Raw genomic sequence first — 20837 nt, 5'->3', positions numbered from 1 at the left:
CGCCGCGGGCGGGCCGCCCCGACGATCACCCGCAGGCCCGGGACCTGGTGCAGGCGCACCTGCACGGCCGGATGCACGTGCGCCACCCCGAAACACCCGCCGACGTGTTCCAGATCACCCGGGGCGACGGCCGGAGGGGCCTCAGACACCTTCCTGGCCGATCGTCAAGAGGGGTGAGCGTCGATACGGTGCGTTGCATGACCGCACCTGAGCGTTCGCGGCTGGCCCGAGAACGGCTCTCGCGCGAGTTACGGAGGCTGCGTACCGAGGCCAAGATGACCGGCACGGCCACGGCGCGCGCTACCGGGATGAGCCAGTCCAAGCTGTCGAAGATCGAGAACGGCATGCTCCTCCCGTCCGTGACCGATGTGGAGCGCCTGGTCGCTGAGCTGTCCGCGACCAGGGAGACCAGGGTCGAGCTGGTGGAGTTGGCCCGTCAGCTGCACGCCGAGGCGGAGACCCGCCGGGTGGTGCTGCACCGGGGGGCGCATCGACACCAGCAGACCGTGGCCCGGATCGAGGCACGGGCCACCACCAGCCGCTTCTTCCAGAACGCGGGTGTGCCCGCGCTCTTGCAGAGCGAGAACTACCTGCGGGTGGTGCACAACACGATGCCCTCGCACGAGCAGGACACCGCGATCGCCACGCTGCGTAGTCGCCGTGCCCGGATGGACGATCTGGGTAAGCGGTTCGTGTTCCTGCTGGCGGAGAGCGCGCTGCGCTGGCGGATGGGGTCGGCGGACCTGATGTGCGAGCAGATCGACCACCTCGTGCAGATCATCCGCAGGCCGAACGTGCAGCTCGGCGTGGTGCCGTGGACGGCGGACGCGAACATGGTGGCCCTGCACGGGTTCCAGGTGTACGACGAGCGGGTGGTGACGCTGAGCGTGCTGACCGGCAACGCGACCATCACCGACCCGCACGACGTGCGCGAGTACCTGGCCCTGTTCGGCAGGCTCGAACGGCTGGCGGTGCGCGGCGACGCGCTGGAAGACCTGCTGGAGCAGATCTCCAGGGACCACCGCAAGCTCGGCTGAGCTGGGTGGTTAGGCTGCCGGTGACCACCTCGTCCCCGTCGGTAGGTGCCCCGCCACCCCATGCTGAACATCTTCGCCCGCGCGTCGGTTTCGCGCGTCACCGATCCGATCGGTGCGTGGCTGCTGCGTCGCGGCCTCACCCCGAACGCCGTCACGGTGCTGGGCACCGTCGGCTCCGTCGCCGCCTCGCTGTGGTTCATCCCGCGCGGGCAGCTCTTCACGGGCGCGGCGCTGGTCACCGTGTTCGTGCTGTTCGACCTGATCGACGGCGCCATGGCGCGCGCGCAGGGCGGCGGCACGAAGTTCGGCGCCGTGCTGGACGCGAGCTGCGACCGGATCGCCGACGGCGCGCTGTTCGCCGCCGTCGCCTGGTGGGCGTTCGGCGCCGACGAGCACGGCCTGGCCGCCGCGACCCTGGTCTCGCTGGTCGGCGCGCAGGTCACCTCCTACGTCAAGGCGCGCGCCGAGGCGTCCGGGCTCTCCGCCGACGGCGGGTTGGCCGAACGCGCCGAGCGGTTCATCGTGGCGCTGGTCGGCGTCGGCCTGCACGGGCTCGGCGTGCCCTACGTCCTGCCGGTGGCCCTGTACCTGCTGGCCGCGCTGGTGACGATCACCGTGGTGCAGCGCATCCTGGCCGTGAGCCGCGCCGCGAAGGAGCTCGGGACGTGACCGCTCGGGACATCAAGGGCGGCCTGGCCGACCTGGGCTACGCCGCCGGGTGGCGCCTGGCGCGGCTGCTGCCGGAGAAGGCGGCGCGGGCGTTGTCCGACGCGGCGGCCGACCGGGCCGCGAAGCGCGGCGGCGGTGGCGTGCGCCAGCTGCGGGCGAACCTGCGCCGGGTCGTGCCGCGGGCGGGCGAGGCCGAGCTGGACGAGCTGGTCCGGCTGGCCGTGCGCTCCTACGCCCGGTACTGGCGCGAGGCGTTCCGGATGCCGTCGCTGGACCAGGCGGCGCTCTACGCCGAGCTGGACCGGACGATGACCGGCGTCGAGAACCTGGACGCGGCCCTGGCCGAGGGGCGCGGCGCGGTCATCGCGCTGCCGCACTGCGGCAACTGGGACATGGCGGGCGTCTGGCTGGTCGGGCACTGCGGCACGTTCACCACCGTCGCCGAGCGGCTCAAGCCCGAGTCGCTGTACCGGCGGTTCATCGCGTTCCGGGAGAGCCTCGGCTTCGAGGTCGTGCCGCTGACCGGCGGCGACCGCAACCCGGCGCTCGTGCTCGCCGAGCGGCTGCGCGCGAACCAGGTCGTCTGCCTGCTCGCCGACCGCGACCTCACCGCGGGCGGTGTGCCCGTGACGTTCTTCGGCGAGCGCACCATGATGCCCGCCGGTCCCGCCCACCTGGCCGCGACCACCGGCGCCGCGCTGATCCCGGCCGGCCTGTGGTTCACCGAGGACGGCTGGGTCATCCGCCTGCACCCGCCGATCCGGGTGCCCGGCACGGCGGGCGTGCCCGCGGCGACCCAGCAGATGGCCGACGTGTTCGCCGCCGACATCGCCGCGCACCCCACCGACTGGCACATGATGCAGCAGCTGTGGCTGGCCGACCTGCCGGAGAGCAGGCAGAAGGCGCTGCGCCGGGTGCTGGCCCGCCGGGGGGAATCCGCGTGAAGGTCGGCATCGTCTGCCCGTACTCCTTCGAAGTGCCCGGGGGAGTGCAGGCGCACGTGGTCGACCTGGCCCGCGCGCTGCGCGGCCTCGGTCACGAGGTGGAGGTGCTGGCGCCCGCCGACGACGACACGCCGGTGCCGGAGTTCGTCACATCGGCCGGTCGCGCGGTCGGCATCCCGTACAACGGTTCGGTGGCGAGGCTGTCGTTCGGACCGGTGTCGTTCGCCCGCGTCCGGCGGTGGATCGCCGAGCACGACTTCGACGTGCTGCACCTGCACGAGCCGACCGCGCCGTCGCTGTCGATGCTGGCGCTGATGGTGGCCGACGGCCCGATCGTGGCCACGTTCCACACCTCGACGCCGCGCTCGAAGATGCTGTCGGCGTTCCAGGCCGTGCTGCAACCGTTCCTGGAGAAGATCACCGCCCGGATCGCGGTGTCCGCGCTGGCCCGCCGCGTGCAGGTGGAGCACCTGGGCGGTGACGCGGTGGAGATCCCCAACGGGGTCGACGTCGGGTTCTTCGCCGACGCGGCCCCGCTGGACGGCTACCCCCGGCCCGGTGGCACGGTCGGGTTCGTCGGCCGGTTCACCGAGCCGCGCAAGGGCATGCCGGTGCTGCTCGACGCGTTCCGCCGGCTCGACGCGCCGGACGTGCGGCTGCTGGTCGTGGGTCGCGGCGACGAGGACGAGCTGCGCAAGCAGGCGGGGCCGGAGCTGGCGTCGCGGATGGTGTTCCTCGGCATGGTGGACGACGAGACGAAGGCCCGCGCCCTGCGCAGCGTCGACGTCTACTGCGCGCCCAACACCGGCGGCGAGAGCTTCGGGATCATCCTCACCGAGGCGATGTCGGCGGGCGCGGCGGTGCTGGCCAGCGACCTCGACGCGTTCCGGCGCGTGCTCGACGACGGCAAGGCGGGTGTGCTGACCCCCGTCGGGGACTCGTCCGCGCTGGCCGCGGCGTTACGGGCGCTGCTGACCGACCCCGGGCGGCGGGCGGACTACGTGGACGCGGCGCGGCAGCGGGTGATGATGTTCGACTGGTCGGTGGTCGCGAACCAGGTGGTGCGGGTCTACGAGAGCGCCATGGCGGCCGACCCGCGTCGGGTGGGTGAGGCGTGACCAGTTCCGGCGTCGCGACGACGTTCCTGGTGCTGCTGGCGCTGGCCGTGCTGATCGGGCCGTGGACGCTCGGCACGGCCAACCGGCTCGACCGGCTGCACGTGAGGACGGACGCGGCCTGGGCGGCCCTGGACGCGGCCCTGGCGCGGCGCGCCGTGGTGACGCGGGCGGTGGCGGCGGTGTGCGGCAAGCCCGAGCTGCGCGCGGCGGCGGACCGGGCCGAGCGGTCGACCCGGCCGGACCGGGAAGCGGCGGAGAACCGGCTCTCGGCGTTGCTCGATGCGCTGGACCGGTCGGTGCTGGAACCGGCGCTCGCGGCCGAGCTGTCCGACGCGGAGCAACGGGTGGTGCTGGCCCGGCGGGTGCACAATGACGCCGTGCGCGACACGCTGGCGCTGCGCCGGCGGCGGTCCGTGCGGTGGTTGCGGCTGGCGGGCACCGCGCCGACGCCGTCCTACTTCGAGATCGCCGAACCCGGCGGCGACGTCGAGGCGTCCACCTTGACCCAGCGCGTGTCGGCGCGGGTCGTGCTGCTGGACGCCGACGACCGGGTGCTGTTGTTCGAGGGCTTCGACCCGACCCGGCCGGACGAGCTGTTCTGGTTCACCGTCGGGGGTGGGGTCGAGCCCGGGGAGGACGTCCGGACCGCGGCGGTGCGGGAGCTGTTCGAGGAGACCGGTGTCGAGGTCTCCGACGACGAGCTGGTCGGTCCGGTGTGGAAGCGGCACGCCGTGTTCGCCTTCGACGGCTTGAACTACGCGGCGGTCGAGTGGTTCTTCGTCGGAAAGGTGGAGGCAGTCGACGTGGACACCTCGCGGTTCAACGAGATCGAGCAGCAGACCATCCGCCGGCACCGGTGGTGGTCGGTGGCGGAACTGGCGGCCACCGACGCGACGGTGTACCCGGTGCAGCTGGCCGAGGTGCTGCCCGGCGCGCTGGTCGGGTGGGACGGCACGACCCGTTCGGTCCGATGATCGGCATCTCGAGCCGGATGGACGACGTCGTCTCCTTCTACCGCGCCTTGGAGGAGTCGGACCGGCCCCGCGCGTACTTCGAGTTCGTGGACGCGGAGGGCTGGGTCGACGAAGGCGCGCGGGCGCTCTACGAGACCGTGGAGCACGAGGGGGAGCTGATCGCGATCCGGCAGATCGAGCTGCCCTCGGCGGGCGGGATGCACCGCTACTCGTGGCGGCGGGTGGAGGACGCCTACGGCGGTCTCACCGACGAGCCGATCGACCCGCACGACGACCCGGTCAAGCCGATCACCCGGGAGACCTTCGTCGAGCAGTGGAACTCGTCGCCGCACGAGGCGTGACCGAGCGGCCGGACGGGTCGGACGCGGTGAGCCCGTCCCAGGTGGTCGGGCTCACCGGGGTCGTCCTGGGCGACGACCGCCGGGGCGCGCTCGGCGCCGGAGGGCCCTGCGCCTGGCCGGGACCCGGTTGCCGGTCCGTGACCCCTGGTCCAGGTCACCGGCCCGATCGGGTCGACGGCGATCGACAGCTGGTACGGCACGCCCGCACGCCCGCACGCACGCCTGACGGCGCGGTGTGGGCGTGGGGCCGGCGGGCGGGCAGCCTGGGCGACGGCGCGCAGACCCCGGCGCGCAGACCCCGGCGCCTAGAGGATGAACGTCGCGATCATCTGCCCGAGCAGCCGCACGTCGGCGTGGCCCTTGAACTCCAGCCGCACCTGGCCCAGGCCGCTGAACCACAGGTCGAGCTCGGCGTCCATGTCGAACGTGCCCGCGGTCTCGATGGAGAACGCCTGCACCCGGCTGTAGGGCAGCGACGTGAAGTCCTTCTTGCGGCCCGTCATGCCCTGGACGTTCACCGCGATCACCCGCTTGGTGGTGAACACCACGAAGTCGCGCACCGTCTTGAAGCTCGACACGATCTGCTCGCCCTGGATCAGGATCGGCGACACCTGCGACGCGATGTCCTCGGGCCGGCACGGCGCCAGCTTGAAGACTGACTGCTTCTCGAAGTCGATCACGCGTTCGACGGTACCGGCTACCGCGGCCACCCCGCCGGGTTGGAGGCCGATTCCCGGGAGATCCCCGACCCCGTCTCCGGGTGATCCCCGAACCTCGCGGCGTGCAGGTGGGCGAAGAAGTAGCAGAACGCCTCGCACTCGGCGTCCTGCACCGCCACGCGCGGGTCACGGGCCACGGCCTCGTAGAACTCCTGGCCGAGGGCGAGGATGAAACCGCGGGCGTAGAGGAAGCCGTCGTCCGAGCCGTCGGTGACCTCCTGGACGTCGGCCCGGTCGATCTCGTGCAGCTTGCGCTCGGCCACCCGGTCCAGCGCGGTCAGCTCCTCGGCGGACAGCCCCTCGCACGCCGACGCCAGCGCCACCAGCACGGTGTCCAGGTGCTCCTCCAGCTCCGCGGCCTCCTCGAAGACCTCGGCGGACACGTCGCGCTTGGCCAGGGCCCGGCGCAGGTCGTTCGGCCCGGGGCCGAGCCCGGCCCACGCGTTCTCCAGCATCGCCCAGAAGCGGGCCTCTTCGGCAGCGGTCGGAAGGATCATGGCGCGACGGTAGCAACGGGGTCCGACAGTCCCCGGCCGGCCGGGGACCGCCGTCGGTCACCGAGCCTGGAACAGGGGGCTGACCCAGTAGTGGCTGTCGTGCCAGGTCTCGGTGGGGAACCCGCCGTCGTAGCTGTAGACGCCCGCGTGCGCGGGCAGGACGAGCGGCGCCTTGACGACCGTGGCCGGGAACACGTCCTCGGTCGTCGCGTACCGGCCGCGCGGCGAGGTGAACGAGGCGACGTACTCCACACCCGGCTCCACCGGCACGGGCGTGGGGAACACGCCCCCGTTCGGCAGGGCCGCCAGCAGCGTGCCGTCACCCCGCCACAACCGCACCGCGGACGGCGTCTCGCCGTTGCGCCAGGTGGAGATGTGCGTGATGGAGAGGGGCCGGTCGACCCGGAACCGCAGTCCCAGCTCCAGCGGGAGCCCTTCGTCCACGGGAACCGCCGGCTGCTCGGTGTGGAAGCCGCACTGGTAGCACAGACCCGGGATGAACCCCGGCGTGGGAGCCGGCACGCCGACGTACAGCGTCCTGGGCGCGGAGGGGTCGCCGATCGCGGTGTCGGTGTTCACCCGCCCCACGATCGTGTACACACCGGGGTCCTGCGGGGTGAACACGTAGGCCCACAGCGCCTGCGTGACGCCGCTCTCCCCGCCCAGCGGCACGGTGCCCGTCCGGTACCCGGAGTCCCAGGTCTGCCCGCCGTCCACCGACACCTGGTAGTCCTGCAGCGTGTCGGCGCGGTACCCGTCGTACCCGCCGCCGGTCACCAGCACGGGTTCGCCGACCTCGACCTGCCCGCCGGTGGTCGGCGTGTAGAGGTGGGCCTGAGGCGGCCGGTCCGCGGCGTGGGCCGTGCCGGCGGACAGCAGCAGCGCCGCCGCGGCGACCACCAGGAACTTGCGCATGCGTTCTCCTCGCGCTCCGTTCGACCGAGGGGCGTCCCCTCGTGTGAACTGGTCCCCGGAAGTTGGACTGGCTAACTGAAGGTTAGGGCGTGAGGGCCTGGGCTCGGTATTCGACCGGGCTCAGGCCCTTGAGCGTGGTGGAGACGCGGGTGGTGTTGTACCAGTCGAGGTAGTCGTCCAGTGCTGTGGTGAACTCCTCGACGGTGTCGAAGCGGTCGTGGTTGAACAGTTCTTCCTTGACGTGGCCGAAGAAGTTCTCGGCGATCGAGTTGTCGAGGCAGTTGGCCCGCCGTGACATCGACTGGGTGAGTCCGGCGTCGAGGAGCAGGGTGCGCCAGGAGGCGTGCTGGTACTGGAAGCCCTGGTCGGAGTGCACCAGGGGTGTGGCTCCGGCGGGCAGGGTGGCGATGGCCCCGCGCAGCGAGGAGTTCGTCAGCTCCAGCGTCGAGGCCGGGCCGTGGGTGTAGGCGATGACGGACCGGTCGAACAGGTCGATGACCGGTGACAGGTAGACCTTGCGGTCCCCGATGCGGAACTCGGTCACGTCGGTGACCCACTTCGTGTCCGGCGCGGACGCGGTGAACCGGCGGTCCAGCGTGTTCGGGGCGATCGTGCCGACCTGTCCCCGCCAGGACCGGTACCGGCGGCGGCGCCGCACCTTGCAGACCAGGCCGAGGGTGTTCATCAATTTCAGCACGGTCTTCTTGGCCACCCGCCGGCCCTGTCCGGTCAGCACGGCGTGGACCCGTCGATGTCCGTAGCGGCCGCGAGCCCGGTCGAACACCTGTGTGATCGCGGTCTTGAGGTCGGCGTGCGGGTCGGGTCGGGCCTGCCGGGCCTGGTGGTGGAAGAACGTCGACCGGGCCAGACCGGCGGCCTCCAGCAGCACCGCCAGCGGGTAGTCGGCCTTGAGGGTGGCGATGACCTGGGTTTTCATCCTCGCCCCTGCGCCCTCAAGGCCCGCAGTTTTTCCAGATAGGCCACCTTCGCCGACAGCCGCAGGTTCTCCTGCCGCAGGCGTTCCAGCTCATCCTGTTCCGGTGCCGGCGGTGCCGCGGGCCGGCCTTTCGGCTTGGGCCGCAGCGCTTCCCCGCCGTCACGCCGATACGCCCGAACCCAGTTCTCGACGAGTTTGGGCGAGGACAGGTCGTGCTCGCGTGCCAGTTCGATCGCGGTCGCCTCACCGTCGACGAACCGGCGCACGACCCCGAGTTTGAACTCGAACGTGAACGACCGCCTGCCCGGCTTCATCATCAGCGCTCCCGCGCTCCGCAGCCTCCAACGCTCATGCAAGCGTCGCATCGCGGTCCGCGACACACCCAACCGGGTCGCGACAGCCTTCGGGCCGTACCCGGCCTCGAACAACGCGACAGCGGACCCCCGCTGCCGCCCGGACAACGAACTACCTGGATGCAACGAACCGCTCCCCGAAAGTCGGAACTGGATTCCCAGTCCAACTTCCGGGGACCAGTTCACGTGACGGTGATCGCGACGGGTGAGGGGATCGCTACACGGCGGCGCGAACCGCGCAGCGGCCCCCGCGCGGACGGCCCACCGGGGTCCGCGCGGGGCCGGCGGGTCACACCCGGCCGATCACCTCGTTGCCGTAGGCCGCCAGCGTCTCGTCCTTCGCGTCGTGCATCAGGTACAGCGCGAAGTTGTCCACGCCGACCTCCCGGAGCTCCTGCAACCGGTCCACGTGCGCGGACGCCGGGCCGAGCAGGCAGAACCGGTCGACGATCGAGTCCGGCACGAAGTCGGTCGACCGGTTGCCCGCCTTGCCGTGGTGGGCGTAGTCGTAGCCCTCGCGGTCCTTGATGTAGTCGGTCAGCGCGGCGGGCACCGCGCCCGAGTCGCCGTACCGCGCGACCAGGTCGGCCACGTGGTTGCCGACCATCCCGCCGAACCAGCGCAGCTGGTCGCGCTGGTGCGGCAGGTCCGCGCCGACGTACGCGGGCGCGGCCACGCACATCGTGATCGCCGACGGGTCGCGGCCGGCGGCCGCGGCCGCCTCCCGCACCGCCCCGATCGTCCACCGCGCGATGTCGACGTCCGCGGTCTGCAGGATGAACCCGTCGGCCTGCTCGCCGACCAGCCGCAACGCGCGCGGCCCGTACGCGGCCATCCACATCTCCAGCTTGCCGTCGCGCACCCACGGGATGCGCACCGGCGTGCCGTGGTGCTCGGCCTCCCGGCCCTCGGCCAGGTCCTTGATCACGGTCATCGCCCGGCCCAGCGTGGCCAGCGACGCGGGCCGCTGCCCGATCACCCGCCGGGCGGAGTCGCCGCGCCCGATGCCGCACACCGTGCGGTTGCCGAACATGTCGTTCAGCGTCGCGAACAGCGACGCCGTCACCGACCAGTCCCGCGTGCTCGGGTTGGTCACCATCGGGCCGACGACCAGCTCCTTCGTCGCCGCCAGCACCTGCGAGTAGACGACGAATGGCTCCTGCCACAGCACGACTGAGTCGAACGTCCAGCCGTACCGGAACCCGTTGTCCTCGGCGGCCTTCATGCGGGCCACCACGTCCCGCGCGGGCGGGTCGGTCTGGAGCACTGCCCCGAAGTCCACGTCCGCCCCCTAGACCAGGTACTGGTTCAGCTCGCGGGACAGGAACTTCCCGTGCCCGGCCGCGCCGTGGAACCCGCCGGCGTCCACGACCACCCGGCCGCGCGAGAGCACCGTGTCCACCTTGCCGGTGATCTCCATGCCCTCGTACGCGGAGTAGTCGACGTTCATGTGGTGCGTGGCCGCGGAGATCACCTGCCGCGCGTCCGGGTCGTACACCACGACGTCGGCGTCCGCGCCGGGCGCGATGACGCCCTTGCGGGGGTGCAGGCCGAACATCCGCGCGGGCGTGGTGGAGCAGATCTCCACCCAGCGCTCCAGCGTGATCTCACCCTTCACCACGCCCTGGTGCAGCAGGTCGATCCGGTGCTCGACCCCCGGCATCCCGTTCGGGATCTTCGAGAAGTCCCCGCGCCCCAGCTCCTTCTGGTCCTTGAAGCAGAACGGGCAGTGGTCGGTCGACACCACCGACAGGTCGTTGGTGCGCAGGCCGCGCCACAGCTCCGACTGGTGCTCCTTGGGCCGCAGCGGGGGAGAGGCGACGTACTTCGAGCCCTCGAAGTCCGGTTTCGCCAGGTCCTCCAGCGACAGGTACAGGTACTGCGGGCACGTCTCGGCGAACACGTTCTGCCCGGTGTCGCGCGCCTTCGTCACCGCGTCCAGCGCCTGCGCCGCGGACAGGTGCACGATGTAGAGCGGCGACCCGGTGACCTTGGCCAGCGTGATGGCGCGGGAGGTGGCCTCGCCCTCCAGCTCGGCGGGCCTGGTCAGGCCGTGCTCGACGGGGTCGGTGCGGCCCTGCGCGAGCGCTTGCGCGACCAGCTGGTCGATCGCGATGCCGTTCTCCGCGTGCATCATGATCGTCGCGCCGGTCTCGCGGGCCTTCTGCATGGCGCGCAGGATCTCGCCGTCGGTGGCGTAGAAGACACCGGGGTAGGCCATGAACATCTTGAACGTGTTCACGCCCGCGTCGATGCAGGACTCCATCTCCTTCAACGACGTGTCGGTGACGTCGGAGACGATCATGTGGAACCCGTAGTCGACGGCGCACCGGCCGTCCGCCTTGGCGTGCCACTTGTCCAGGGTGGACAGCAACGAGGAGCCCTTGGACTGCACGGCGAAGTCGACGATCGTGGTGGTGCCGCCCCACGCCGCCGCGATCGTGCCGGTCTCGAAGGTGTCGGCGGAGAACGTGCCGCCGAACGGCATCTCCATGTGGGTGTGCCCGTCGATGCCGCCGGGGATCACGTACTTGCCGGTGGCGTCGATCGTCTCGTCCGCCCGCACGGGGAAGCCCGGCGCGAGCAGCGCGGCGATCTTCTCGCCCTCCACCAGCACGTCGGCCGCGAACGAGCCGGTGGCGTTCACCACCGTGCCGCCCTTGACGAGGGTGCTCACGGCTTCACCAGGCCCTCGTAGGTGTCGGGCCGGCGGTCGCGGTAGAACGCCCACAGGTCGCGCACCTCGGCGAGCAGGTCCATGTCCAGGTCGCGGACCACGATCTCCTCCTCCGTGTCGGAGGCCGCCTCGCCCACGAGCTGCCCGCGCGGGTCGGCGAAGTACGACTGGCCGTAGAACTCGTTGTCGCCCAGCGGTTCCACGCCCACCCGGTTGATCGTGCCGACGTAGTACTCGTTCGCCACGGCCGCCGCGGTCTGCTCCAGCCGCCACAGGTACTCCGACAGGCCGCGGCTGGTCGCCGACGGGTTGAACACGATCTGCGCGCCGTTGAGCCCGAGCGCCCGCCAGCCCTCCGGGAAGTGCCGCTCGTAGCAGATGTAGACGCCGACCTTGCCGACGGCGGTGTCGAAGACGGGGTAGCCGAGGTTGCCCGGCTTGAAGTAGAACTTCTCCCAGAACCCCTTGACCTGCGGGATGTGGTTCTTGCGGTGCTTGCCGAGGTAGGTGCCGTCCGCGTCGATCACGGCGGCGGTGTTGTAGTAGATCCCGGGCTGCTCCTCCTCGTACATCGGCACGACGAGCACCACGCCGAGCTGCCCGGCCAGCTCGCACATCAGCTCGGTGGTCGGGCCGTCGGGGATGCCCTCGGTGTAGGAGTAGTAGTCCGCGTCCTGCACCTGGCAGAAGTACGGCCCGTAGAACAACTCCTGCAGGCACACCACCTGCGCGCCCCGCGACGCGGCGGACCGGACCGCCTCGACCGCGTTCGCGATCATCGACTCCTTGTCGCCGGTCCACTTCTGCTGCACCAGACCAGCACGGATGATGTTGCTCACGCGTTCTCCCTCCGTGGCGCCAGCGCCAGGTAGACGAGCATGCCGCCGACCAGGCCGACGACCCAGTTGTAGTCGTAGAGCGGTTTGAGGAACGGGATCAGGCCGTCGGCCGGGAACGGCCCGTTGTACGCGCCGCCGACCGCGAGCACCGAGCCCACCAGCGTGGCGACGACCGCCCGCCAGTTCCAGCCCGCCTTGAACCAGTACGCGCCCCGCCCGGCCAGGTACAGGTCCGGCAGCTCCAGCCGCGTCTTCGCCAGCACCCAGTAGCCGGCCACGAACACACCGGCCACGGACGCCAGCAGGCCGCCGTAGAAGCCGAGCCAGGCGAAGATGTAGATGCCCGGGTCGGAGATCAGCCGCCACGGCTGGATCAGGATGCCGATCACGCCGGTGACCAGGCCGCCGACCGCGAAGGTGATCTTCTTCGGGAACGCGTTGGAGAAGTCGTAGGACGGGCTCACCACGTTCGCCGCGAGGTTCGCCGAGACCGTCGCCAGCACCAGCGCCACCAGCGCCACCAGCACCACCGCCGTGCTGTCGAACCGGCTCGCCAGCTCCGCCGGGTCCCAGATCGCCTCGCCGTAGAGCGCCATCGCCCCGGAGGTGGTCAGGATCGCCACGATGGCGATGAACGACATGGTGGTGGGCAGGCCGAGGAGCTGACCGACGACCTGCTTGCGCTGGCTGCCGCCGAACCGGGTGAAGTCCGGCATGTTCAGCGACAGCGTCGACCAGAACGCGATCATGCCCATCAGCGACGGGAAGAACACCTTCCAGAAGTCCGCGCCCCAGCCGAGCTTCGACGGCTCCGACAGGATCGGGCCGAAACCGCCCGCCTTCACCGCCACGTAGCCGAGCAGGACCAGGAAGCCGACGCTGACCAGCGGCGCGGTCCAGTTCTCGAACCGGCGGATCGCCTCCATGCCCCGCCAGATGATCAGCATCTGCACCACCCAGAACACCAGGAAGCACAGCCACAGCGTCCACACCTGGCCCAGCACGACCGGCGCGTGCGCCCACCCGTCGCCGGCCAACCGGCCCACGATCACGTGCAGCGCCTTGCCGCCGACCCACGTCTGGATGCCGAACCACGCGCACGCGATGAACGCCCGCAGCAGCGCCACCAGGTTCGCGCCCCTGATGCCGTAGAACGCGCGGGCGAACACCGGGAACGGGATGCCGTACTTCGTGCCCGCGTGGCTGTTGAGCAGCATCGGGACCAGCACGATCAGGTTGCCCAGGGTGATGGTCAGGAACGCCTGCACCCAGTCCATCCCCAACGCCACCAGCGACGCGGCCAGCGTGTAGCTGGGGATGTTGTGCGCCATGCCCATCCACAGCGCGAAGAAGTTGTACGTGGACCAGGTGCGCCGCTCCAGCGGCACCGGCGCCAGGTCGGCGTTGTAGTGCGGGCTGTCCGCGATCGCGGAATGATCACGCAGCTCGACCCGGCCGTCGGGATCGGTTGTGACCTGGGTTGCGGAGTCAAGGGCCATCGGTCACTTCCCTGTTACGCTCGTGGAACACCCTTCGTGCGGGCGGTTCGGCGCGAATTCCATCCCGGCATCCTCCGGTCGACCCGTGCGCGTCGGCAGTGGCAAAGTGTCCACGCTTGCCATGATCAGGGCACACTCTGTCCATTGCCACTCAAGCCGCTGGTCCGGGCCGGTGCGGGTGGCCCCGGCCGGCCCTCGACTGGCGGGTGAGCGGTGACCTAACGTCCGACGGATGAAGCTCGAACTGCGGCACCTGCGGGTCGTCTGCGCGATCGCGGACGCGGGCAGCCTGTCGAAGGCGTCCTCCCTCTTAGGCCTGGCGCAACCCGCCCTCACGGCCCAACTGCACCGGATCGAAGGCCTGCTCGGCGGCAAGCTGTTCGAGCGCGACCACCGGGGCGCCCGGCCGACCGTGCTCGGCGAGCTGGTGCTGGAACGGGCGCGCGTGCTGCTGCCCGCGTTCTCCCGGTTGCAGGAGGACGCCACCCGCCTGCTGGACGACACCGTGCCCGGCGACCGCTACCGGGTCGGCGCGGTGAACGGACCGATGCTCGGCGGGCTGGTGCACCGGCTGACCGAGGCGCACCCCGGCGCGCACGTCTCCACGCAGGTGTCGTGGTCCGGCCGCGAGCTGTCGGCCATGGTCGCCGCCGGCCGGTTGGACTACGTGCTGGTCGGCGTGTGCGGTGACGCGCCGCCACCGTCGGAGCACGGGCTGACCTGGCACGTGATCGCGGTCGACCCGGTGTTCGTGCTGATGCCCGAGGACCACCCGCTCACCGTGCTGGCGGAGGTGGAGCTGGGCGCGCTGAAGGACATGCAGTGGGCCGTGACACCGGGCGACGGGTGCTTCGGCGACTGCTTCGTGGCCGCGTGCAGCCGGGCCGGCTTCACCCCGCGCACCATGTACGAGGTCGACATCAACAGCTGCATCGACCTGGCCGCGTCCGGCGACGCGGTCGCGCTGTGCCAGCCCACGTTCCGCCGCACGCCGGGCCTGGTCGCGATGCCGCTGGCGGGCGCGCCGCTGCGGTGGCGGCACCTGATCGGCTGGGACCCGGAGGGACCGGGGGCCGCGTTCGGCCCGCAGGTGCTCCGGTACGCCGCCGAGGCCTACCGGGAGACCGCCGAGCGCAACCCGCGCTACGCGGGCTGGCTGCCCGAGCACCCGGAGTACGGCGCGGTGCCGCCCAGGGCCCTGGTCTGACCGCACGCCCTCGCCGCACGCCCTCGATCCCGACGCACGCCGTCACCCTCGGCGCACGGCCCGAACACCCGCTGACGACCCGTCCGGCCGTCCACCCGGCCGCGGGTCGTCGCCGATCCGAACCACCCTGTGAGGGCGGCCATCACCGCGCCTTATGACCTGAGCGGTATTACCGCGACCGCGCCGGCGGGCCTACTTTCACGGGGAATCCCTGCCCTCCCTCGAGGAGAATTCCCCATGTCAGCAGTGTTGAGACCCATCGCGCTCGCCGCGGCGCTCGTCGCGGCGGGAATCCTGACCCCGGCCGCCGCGCAGGCCGCGCCGGGCCGGGACGCCGAGGCCCTGCCCGCGCCCGTGCTGTCGGCCCTCCAGCGCGACCTCGGCCTGGACGCCGACCAGGCACGCGCCCGGCTGGCCGCCGACGAGCGCTCCGCCGACACCGCGCGCGGCCTGCGCAAGCGGCTGGACGGCCGGTTCGGCGGCGCGTGGATCGACTCGTCCGGCACGCTCACCGTCGGCGTGACCCGCGCGTCCGACGTGGATCAGGGCGGTGTGCGGACCAAGCTCGTCCAGCGCAGCGAGCGCGACCTGGACGCGGTGAAGTCCGCGCTGGACGCGAACGTGGCGCGCGCGCCGAAGTCCGTGCCCGGCTGGTACGTCGACCTGCCCACCAACACCGTCGTGGTCAAGTCCGAGCCCGGCGGACTCGCCGCCGCCCGCGCGTTCGCCGCGGCGTCCGGCGTCGGCACGTCGGCCGTCCGGTACGCCGCCACCACCGAGGCGCCCCGCCCGCTGGTCGACGTGATCGGCGGCAACGCCTACACCATCGGCAGCGGCACCCGCTGCTCGGTCGGCTTCTCCGTCAACGGCGGTTTCGTCACCGCCGGGCACTGCGGCTCCACCGGCGCGTCGACGGCCAACCCGAGCGGCACGTTCCGCGGGTCGAGCTTCCCCGGCAACGACTACGCGTGGGTGCAGGTCGCGGCGGGCAACACCCCGCGCGGCCTGGTCAACAACTACGCCGGTGGCACGGTGTCGGTCGCGGGCTCGCAGGACGCGCCGGTCGGCTCCACCGTGTGCCGCTCCGGGTCCACCACGGGCTGGCACTGCGGCACGATCCAGGCGCGCAACTCGTCGGTGACCTACCCGCAGGGCACGGTGACCGGCCTGATCCAGACCACGGTGTGCGCGGAGCCGGGCGACTCGGGCGGCTCGCTGGTGGCGGGCACGCAGGCGCAGGGCGTCACGTCCGGCGGCTCGGGCAACTGCTCGTCCGGCGGCACCACCTACTTCCAGCCGGTCAACGAGATCCTCCAGGCCTACGGCCTGACCCTGGTCACCGGTGGCGGCGGCGACCCGAACCCGCCGACCGGCTGCCAGGGCTCGGAGACCACGTACAACGGCTCCCTGGCCACCGGCGGGCAGGCCTACCAGCCGGACAACGGCTACTACCAGTCCACGGTGTCGGGCGCGCACGTCGGCTGCCTGGCCGGCCCGGCCGGCGCCGACTTCGACCTCTACCTCCAGAAGTGGAACGGCAGCTCCTGGGCGGTCGTGGCCAAGGCCGACACCCCCGCCGCGAGCGAGACGGTCAACTACAACGGCACACCCGGCTACTACCGCTACCGCGTGCACGCCTACAGCGGCTCCGGCAGCTACACGCTCGGGGTCACGAACCCCTAGCCCCGGGGGAAAGCCGCTGCGGGACCGTGTCGCCCTTACGTCTCCCCGACACGGTCCCGCACGGCCCGAGATCCGCCATCGGGGGCGGGCGGCCCCGCGGGTTCCGGCAACCCCGGACCCGCGGGGCTCTCACCATCGCCCGCGCACCGCATCCGCTTCGGGGTGGCCGATCCTGGTGAACAGGTCCCACGACTCCTGCCAGGCGCGGCGGGCGTCGCCGTGCCGTCCGCGCGCCGCGTGCGAGTCGCCGAGGCGGCACAGCGTGTACGCCCGTGACCAGTGGTCACCGAAGTCGCGGAGGCACTCCAGCGCGTGCTCGAACCGCGTCACCGCGCCGTCGAAGTCGCCGAGGCGGTGCTGGACGCGCGCCAACCCCTCGGTGGCGTCCACGTAGCTGATCAGGTCGCCGGAGCCCGCCATCATGTCGATCACCTGGTGGAAGCGGTCGCGTGCTTCGTCGAGGTCGCCCACGCCCACGAGCGCCCGACCGAGCTGGATGCGGGCGTTGACCCTGCGCGAGCGGTGCCCGGAGGCGTCGGCGAGGGCGACCGCCCGTCGGGCGTGGGAGTACGCGTCTCCGATCGCGCCACCGCGCTCGTGCGCCAGGCTGATCGCCTCGTGGGCGTGCGCGCGGCCGGCGTCGCCGACGGGGATCGCCAGTGCCTGGTTCAGCACGTCGACCGCGTCCCGGTACCGTCCGCTGAGCGTGTACACGCGGCCGAGCACGCGCAGCGCCAAGGCCTCGATCTCGCGATCGCCCAACAGCCGGCCCGCGGCCAGTGCCTCGAGCTGCGTGGCCTCCCAGTCGCGCCACCTGCCGGTGCGGCCGAAGTACGACGACAGGGCCCACGGCAGCCGCCACGTGTGACCGGTGAAGCCCTCGCGGACGGCGAGGTCCACCACTGCCAGCAGGTTGCCGTGCTCGGTGGCGAACCAGTCCCACGCCGAGCCGAGGTCGGACACCTCCGGCAGGAGGACCCCGGGCCGGGCGGGTTCGAGGAGGATCGGATCGCGGTACGGGTAGAGCTGCCGTTCGCCGGCGAAACTGGCGTGGAGGTAGCAGTCGAGCATCCGGGTCATCGCCGCGCGCGTGGCCTCCGCCGACTCCTCCTCCGCCGCGCGTTCGGCCGCGTACTCGCGGAGCAGGTCGTGGTGGCGGTAGCGGCCGGGTGAGCGCACCTCCAGCAAGGCCGCGCCGATCAGCTCGTTCAACAGACGCCGCGTCCTGGGCGCCGGCAGGCCCACCAAGCTCGCCGCTGCGGGCACGCCGACGTCCGCGCCGGGATGCAGGCCCAAGAGGCGGAACAACCTCGCTGCCTCCGCTGACAACGTGCGGTAGGACCAGTCGAAGACGGCGCGGATGTCCAGGCCGTCCCCCGTGGACAACTCGGCCAACTCGGTCACCAGCTCGCCGACGGCCAGGTGTGGCTCGGTCGCCGCCCGGCTGCCCGCGATGGCCAGCGCGATCGGCAGCCGCGCGCAGCGCTCGACCAACTCGTCGACGGCCCGGCGCTCCGCCCGCGCCCGGTCCGCGCCCAGGTACGTCGAGATCAGCTCACGGGACTCGTCGGACGACAGGAAGTCCAACGCCATCGGCTTGGCCTGCTCGCGTGCCACCAGACCGCCGAGGCGGCTGCGGCTGGTCACCAGCACGACGCAGGTGGGGCTCCCCGGCAGGAGCGGTCGGACCTGGTCGGGGTCGCGTGCGTTGTCCAGCAGGATGAGCATGCGCTTGCCCTCGACGTGGCTCCGGTAGAGCGCGACCTGCGCCGCCAGGTCCACCGGGATGTGCTCTTCGGGCACCTGGAACGCGTCGAGGAACCCACGCACCGCCGTGGCCGGGTCGATGGGGCCGCGCGGGTCGAAGCCCCGCAGGTCCACGTACAGCTGGCCATCGGGGAACCGGTCGCGTTCCCGACGGGCCCAGTGCACGGCCAAGGTCGTCTTCCCGATGCCCGCGGTGCCGCCGATCGACGTGATCAGCAGCGTGGACTGGCGGTCGACCTGCGCGGACAGGAAGTCGAGTGCGTCCGCGCGGCCGACGAAGTGCGGCACCGCGGGCGGCAGTTGGTTGATCGGGGCGGGCGCCGAGGGGTGGACGTGGACGCCGCCGTGGATGGCGCCTGCTTGCACGACCGGACCGCGCACCGGTCCGACCACCCCGTTGTGTAACTCCTCCACGCAACCAGTGTGACCCGATCGGGTGGGGTGGGGATACGGAGCGTCAGTCACCTGATCGAGCGGTCAAGGGGAGGGGGTGTGGTGGTCGATGCGGAGTAGGTCAACTTGCAGGTCCCCAACCAGGTTAGGAAAACCGTGTCCGGATACCGCACGCGCGGACTACTGCGTGCCGCCGCACTGCTCGCCGTTGGTACCTCTCCGCTGCTCGCGTCCGCCGCGTCCGCGGCCGAAGGTCCCACCGAGATCGTGGACGGCACGATCGCCAAGATCGGCAACGCCCCCGAGGTCGGGCTCGACGCCACCAAGCCCGTCACCGACCTGCTCAGCGGCCAGGCCGTGAAGCTGCCCGCGCCGCTGCCCGGCGGCACGTCGGACGTCACGGCGCCCACGGTGGCCACGCCGGCCGCGCTCCAGGCGCCGGCCGCGCCCGCGCTGCCGTTCGTGGGCGACCTCCTCGCGCCGCAGGCCCGTGCCCTGCCCGCGCTGCCGGAGCTGCCGGTGAAGCCGCCGGTCTCGGGTCCGAGCGAGATGCCCGACCTGGCCGGCGAGCTGGGCAAGCTGCCGGTGCCGATGCCGCTCGGCTAAGTCGCGGAGCTGGGCGGGCGGGATAGCTGAGGATCCCGCTCGCCCATTTCGTGCACCAACAGCGCCACGTACAGCGAGAGCACGGACTCCGGGTCCTCCAAGGACACCCCGAGCACCTGCTCGATCCGGCTCAACTGCTGGTAGTACGCGGTGCGGGACAGGTGCGCGGCGGCGGCCGCGGCGGACTTGTTGCCGCCGTGCTCGCAGAAGCACCGCAGCAGCTCCACCAGCCGGGTGCCCTGGTTGGCGTCACGCGACAGCAGCGCCCCCAGCTCGCGGTCCGCGAACGCGACCACCCGCTCGTCCTCGCGCAGCAGGTGCAGCAGCCCGCGCAACCGCACGTCGTCCAGCCGGTGGTAGAGCCTGGTCCCCGGCGACCGCAGCGCCGCACCCGCCACGTGCGCGGCCTCGCCCAACGACCGCCGCACGTCCGGCACCGCGGTCACGGTCGTGCCGACGGCCACCACCACGGGCAACGCGTGCTGCGTCGACGCGGCCCGCCGGTGCACCTCCCGCGCCAACCGCCGCAGCACCCCGTCCAACCCCGCCTGCGGCGGCAACGACAGCAGCGCCCGCACACTCGTGTCGTCCACGACACCGACGAGCGCGGGCACGGTCACCCGCCGGGCCGCCAACGCCGTCGCCTCCGCCAAGTCCCGCAGCACCTCCTGCGAGGCCAACGCCTGCGCGGGCACGCTCGCCGTGCCCGGCCGGATCGCCACCCCGACGAGCTGCCGCCGCTCCAGCGGCACCCCCAGCGCCGCCGCCCGCGCCGGCAGGTCGTGCGGCGGCTGCCCGAGCAGCTGGGTGAGCAGCGTCCGGTGCGTCTGCCGCTCCAACGACTCCCGGTCCCGCGCCACCAGCCGGTGCACGGCCAACGCCGACGCCGCGCGTTCGGCCACCACGACGTGCCGGTGCGGCGGCTGCTCGGGCGAGAGCAGCACCAGCCGCCCCCAGTCCGCGCCCCGCGCGCCGACCACCGTCACCAGCCACCCGGCCTGCTCGTGGTACGCGGTCCGCTCCGGCACGGCCACCGCGCGTGACCGCTGGCCCCAGTCGGCCAGCAGCGCGGTCGGGTCGTGACCGGCCGCGTCGTAGGCCAGCACCTCGTGCCCCAACGTCTCCAGCACCACCGGCAGCCCGGCCGTCCGCGCCACCTCGCGCAGCACCTCGGCGGGCTCGGCCCCGGCCACGGTCAACGCGGTGAACGCCTCGTGCACCTGCTCGGCCGCCCGCAGCTCGGCGAGCTGCGCGTCCACGATCAGCGACACCACGGCCTCGGTCACCGACACGAACCGCGTCTCCCGCGCCAACGTGACCAGCGGCAGCTCGTGCTGCTCGGCGGCGGCGACCAACGCGCCCGGCACCTCGTCGCTCCACCGCCGCACCAGCTCGACGACCAGCCCGGACGCGCCCACCGCCGCGAGGTCGGCGACGTAGCGGCGCAGCCCGTCCGGGTCGTCGGGCAGCGCGATGCCGGTGGTCAGCACCAGCTCGCCGCCGCGCAGCAGCTGTGCGATGTCGGCGACCTCGGCGACGTGCACCCACCGCACCCGGCGGCCCATCCCGGCCGCGCCCGCCACCACGGCGGGCCCGCCGCGCCGGACCACGGGCAGGGCCAGCGCTTCGGCGACCGTGGGGTACATGGACACAACGTAATCC

The 20837-nt window shown here is 72.2% G+C and carries 20 protein-coding genes and 1 pseudogene; 9 read left to right on the top strand and 12 right to left on the bottom strand.

Features of this window, described 5'->3' with window-relative positions; all coding sequences use genetic code 11:
* Window positions 1-197 precede the first annotated feature (197 nt).
* Genes IOD16_RS21675 through IOD16_RS21650 form a run of 6 tightly spaced genes read left to right on the top strand, consistent with a single transcriptional unit; the run spans window position 198 to window position 5083 of the window.
* A complete protein-coding gene (locus tag IOD16_RS21675; RefSeq protein WP_123747261.1) occupies window positions 198-1037 on the top strand; it encodes a helix-turn-helix domain-containing protein in 840 nt (279 codons plus the stop codon).
* A gap of 60 nt (window positions 1038-1097) precedes the next feature.
* On the top strand, window positions 1098-1706 hold the full coding sequence (gene pgsA / locus IOD16_RS21670; RefSeq protein WP_201435893.1) for a phosphatidylinositol phosphate synthase: 609 nt from the start codon (window positions 1098-1100) through the stop codon (window positions 1704-1706).
* A gap of 11 nt (window positions 1707-1717) precedes the next feature.
* Window positions 1718-2650 (top strand): phosphatidylinositol mannoside acyltransferase, encoded by a 933-nt coding sequence (locus IOD16_RS21665; protein ID WP_201441493.1) that lies wholly within the window; start codon window positions 1718-1720, stop codon window positions 2648-2650.
* On the top strand, window positions 2647-3768 hold the full coding sequence (locus IOD16_RS21660; RefSeq protein ID WP_201435892.1) for a glycosyltransferase family 4 protein: 1122 nt from the start codon (window positions 2647-2649) through the stop codon (window positions 3766-3768). Before IOD16_RS21665 ends, IOD16_RS21660 begins: the two co-directional genes overlap by 4 nt.
* Window positions 3765-4742 (top strand): NUDIX hydrolase, encoded by a 978-nt coding sequence (locus tag IOD16_RS21655; protein ID WP_201435891.1) that lies wholly within the window; start codon window positions 3765-3767, stop codon window positions 4740-4742. Before IOD16_RS21660 ends, IOD16_RS21655 begins: the two co-directional genes overlap by 4 nt.
* Window positions 4739-5083 carry a hypothetical protein gene (locus tag IOD16_RS21650; protein ID WP_201435890.1) on the top strand — a complete coding sequence of 115 codons (345 nt, stop codon included), beginning with the start codon at window positions 4739-4741 and terminating at the stop codon, window positions 5081-5083. The genes IOD16_RS21655 and IOD16_RS21650 overlap by 4 nt, the downstream gene beginning before the upstream one ends.
* A 305-nt stretch (window positions 5084-5388) precedes the next feature.
* On the opposite strand, the gene IOD16_RS21645 is transcribed toward IOD16_RS21650, so the two are convergent.
* The 10 genes and pseudogenes from IOD16_RS21645 to IOD16_RS21610 form a co-directional block, all read right to left on the bottom strand.
* Window positions 5389-5763: a PH domain-containing protein gene (locus IOD16_RS21645; protein WP_123747266.1), complete on the bottom strand. Its 375-nt coding sequence runs from the start codon at window positions 5761-5763 to the stop codon at window positions 5389-5391.
* Between the two features lie 17 nt (window positions 5764-5780).
* A complete protein-coding gene (locus IOD16_RS21640; RefSeq protein ID WP_201435889.1) occupies window positions 5781-6299 on the bottom strand; it encodes a DUF4240 domain-containing protein in 519 nt (172 codons plus the stop codon).
* Window positions 6300-6356: 57 nt separating this feature from the next.
* Window positions 6357-7214 (bottom strand): DUF4082 domain-containing protein, encoded by an 858-nt coding sequence (locus IOD16_RS21635; RefSeq protein ID WP_201435888.1) that lies wholly within the window; start codon window positions 7212-7214, stop codon window positions 6357-6359.
* Window positions 7215-7296: 82 nt separating this feature from the next.
* A complete protein-coding gene (locus IOD16_RS21630; protein WP_236594268.1) occupies window positions 7297-8151 on the bottom strand; it encodes an IS3 family transposase in 855 nt (284 codons plus the stop codon).
* Window positions 8148-8468: a transposase gene (locus IOD16_RS40500; protein ID WP_236594267.1), complete on the bottom strand. Its 321-nt coding sequence runs from the start codon at window positions 8466-8468 to the stop codon at window positions 8148-8150. The genes IOD16_RS21630 and IOD16_RS40500 overlap by 4 nt, the downstream gene beginning before the upstream one ends.
* A 33-nt stretch (window positions 8469-8501) precedes the next feature.
* Window positions 8502-8690: pseudogene (locus tag IOD16_RS41535) on the bottom strand (hypothetical protein); the annotation flags it as partial.
* Between the two features lie 103 nt (window positions 8691-8793).
* Window positions 8794-9786 (bottom strand): TIGR03842 family LLM class F420-dependent oxidoreductase, encoded by a 993-nt coding sequence (locus IOD16_RS21625; RefSeq protein ID WP_201435887.1) that lies wholly within the window; start codon window positions 9784-9786, stop codon window positions 8794-8796.
* A 9-nt stretch (window positions 9787-9795) separates the two neighbouring features.
* Window positions 9796-11181 (bottom strand): dihydropyrimidinase, encoded by a 1386-nt coding sequence (gene hydA / locus IOD16_RS21620; RefSeq protein WP_123747269.1) that lies wholly within the window; start codon window positions 11179-11181, stop codon window positions 9796-9798.
* A complete protein-coding gene (locus IOD16_RS21615; RefSeq protein ID WP_201435886.1) occupies window positions 11178-12020 on the bottom strand; it encodes a nitrilase-related carbon-nitrogen hydrolase in 843 nt (280 codons plus the stop codon). The genes hydA and IOD16_RS21615 overlap by 4 nt, the downstream gene beginning before the upstream one ends.
* Complete coding sequence (locus IOD16_RS21610) at window positions 12017-13519, bottom strand: NCS1 family nucleobase:cation symporter-1 (protein ID WP_201435885.1); 1503 nt, start codon at window positions 13517-13519, stop codon at window positions 12017-12019. Before IOD16_RS21610 ends, IOD16_RS21615 begins: the two co-directional genes overlap by 4 nt.
* A 232-nt stretch (window positions 13520-13751) precedes the next feature.
* Between IOD16_RS21610 and IOD16_RS21605 the strand changes: the two genes are divergently transcribed.
* Together IOD16_RS21605 and IOD16_RS21600 are read left to right on the top strand one after the other, a co-directional pair.
* Window positions 13752-14726, top strand: a complete 975-nt coding sequence (locus IOD16_RS21605; RefSeq protein WP_123747272.1) for a LysR family transcriptional regulator — start codon at window positions 13752-13754, stop codon at window positions 14724-14726.
* 237 nt (window positions 14727-14963) lie between these two features.
* Window positions 14964-16409: a S1 family peptidase gene (locus IOD16_RS21600; RefSeq protein WP_201435884.1), complete on the top strand. Its 1446-nt coding sequence runs from the start codon at window positions 14964-14966 to the stop codon at window positions 16407-16409.
* Window positions 16410-16538: 129 nt separating this feature from the next.
* On the opposite strand, the gene IOD16_RS21595 is transcribed toward IOD16_RS21600, so the two are convergent.
* Window positions 16539-18590: an ATP-binding protein gene (locus IOD16_RS21595; protein WP_201435883.1), complete on the bottom strand. Its 2052-nt coding sequence runs from the start codon at window positions 18588-18590 to the stop codon at window positions 16539-16541.
* 135 nt (window positions 18591-18725) lie between these two features.
* On the opposite strand from IOD16_RS21595, the gene IOD16_RS21590 reads away from it, so the two are divergent.
* Window positions 18726-19175 carry a hypothetical protein gene (locus IOD16_RS21590; RefSeq protein WP_201435882.1) on the top strand — a complete coding sequence of 150 codons (450 nt, stop codon included), beginning with the start codon at window positions 18726-18728 and terminating at the stop codon, window positions 19173-19175.
* On the opposite strand, the gene IOD16_RS21585 is transcribed toward IOD16_RS21590, so the two are convergent.
* A complete protein-coding gene (locus IOD16_RS21585) occupies window positions 19172-20821 on the bottom strand; it encodes a PucR family transcriptional regulator (protein ID WP_201435881.1) in 1650 nt (549 codons plus the stop codon). The genes IOD16_RS21590 and IOD16_RS21585 overlap by 4 nt on opposite strands.
* Between the last annotated feature and the right edge of the window lie 16 nt (window positions 20822-20837).

Source organism: Saccharothrix sp. 6-C (assembly GCF_016695385.1).
In the GTDB taxonomy this organism is placed as follows: Bacteria; Actinomycetota; Actinomycetes; order Mycobacteriales; family Pseudonocardiaceae; genus Actinosynnema; species Actinosynnema texasense.
The sequence above is the reverse complement of the archived record's forward strand: the minus strand, read 5'-3'. Positions and strand labels throughout refer to the sequence as shown.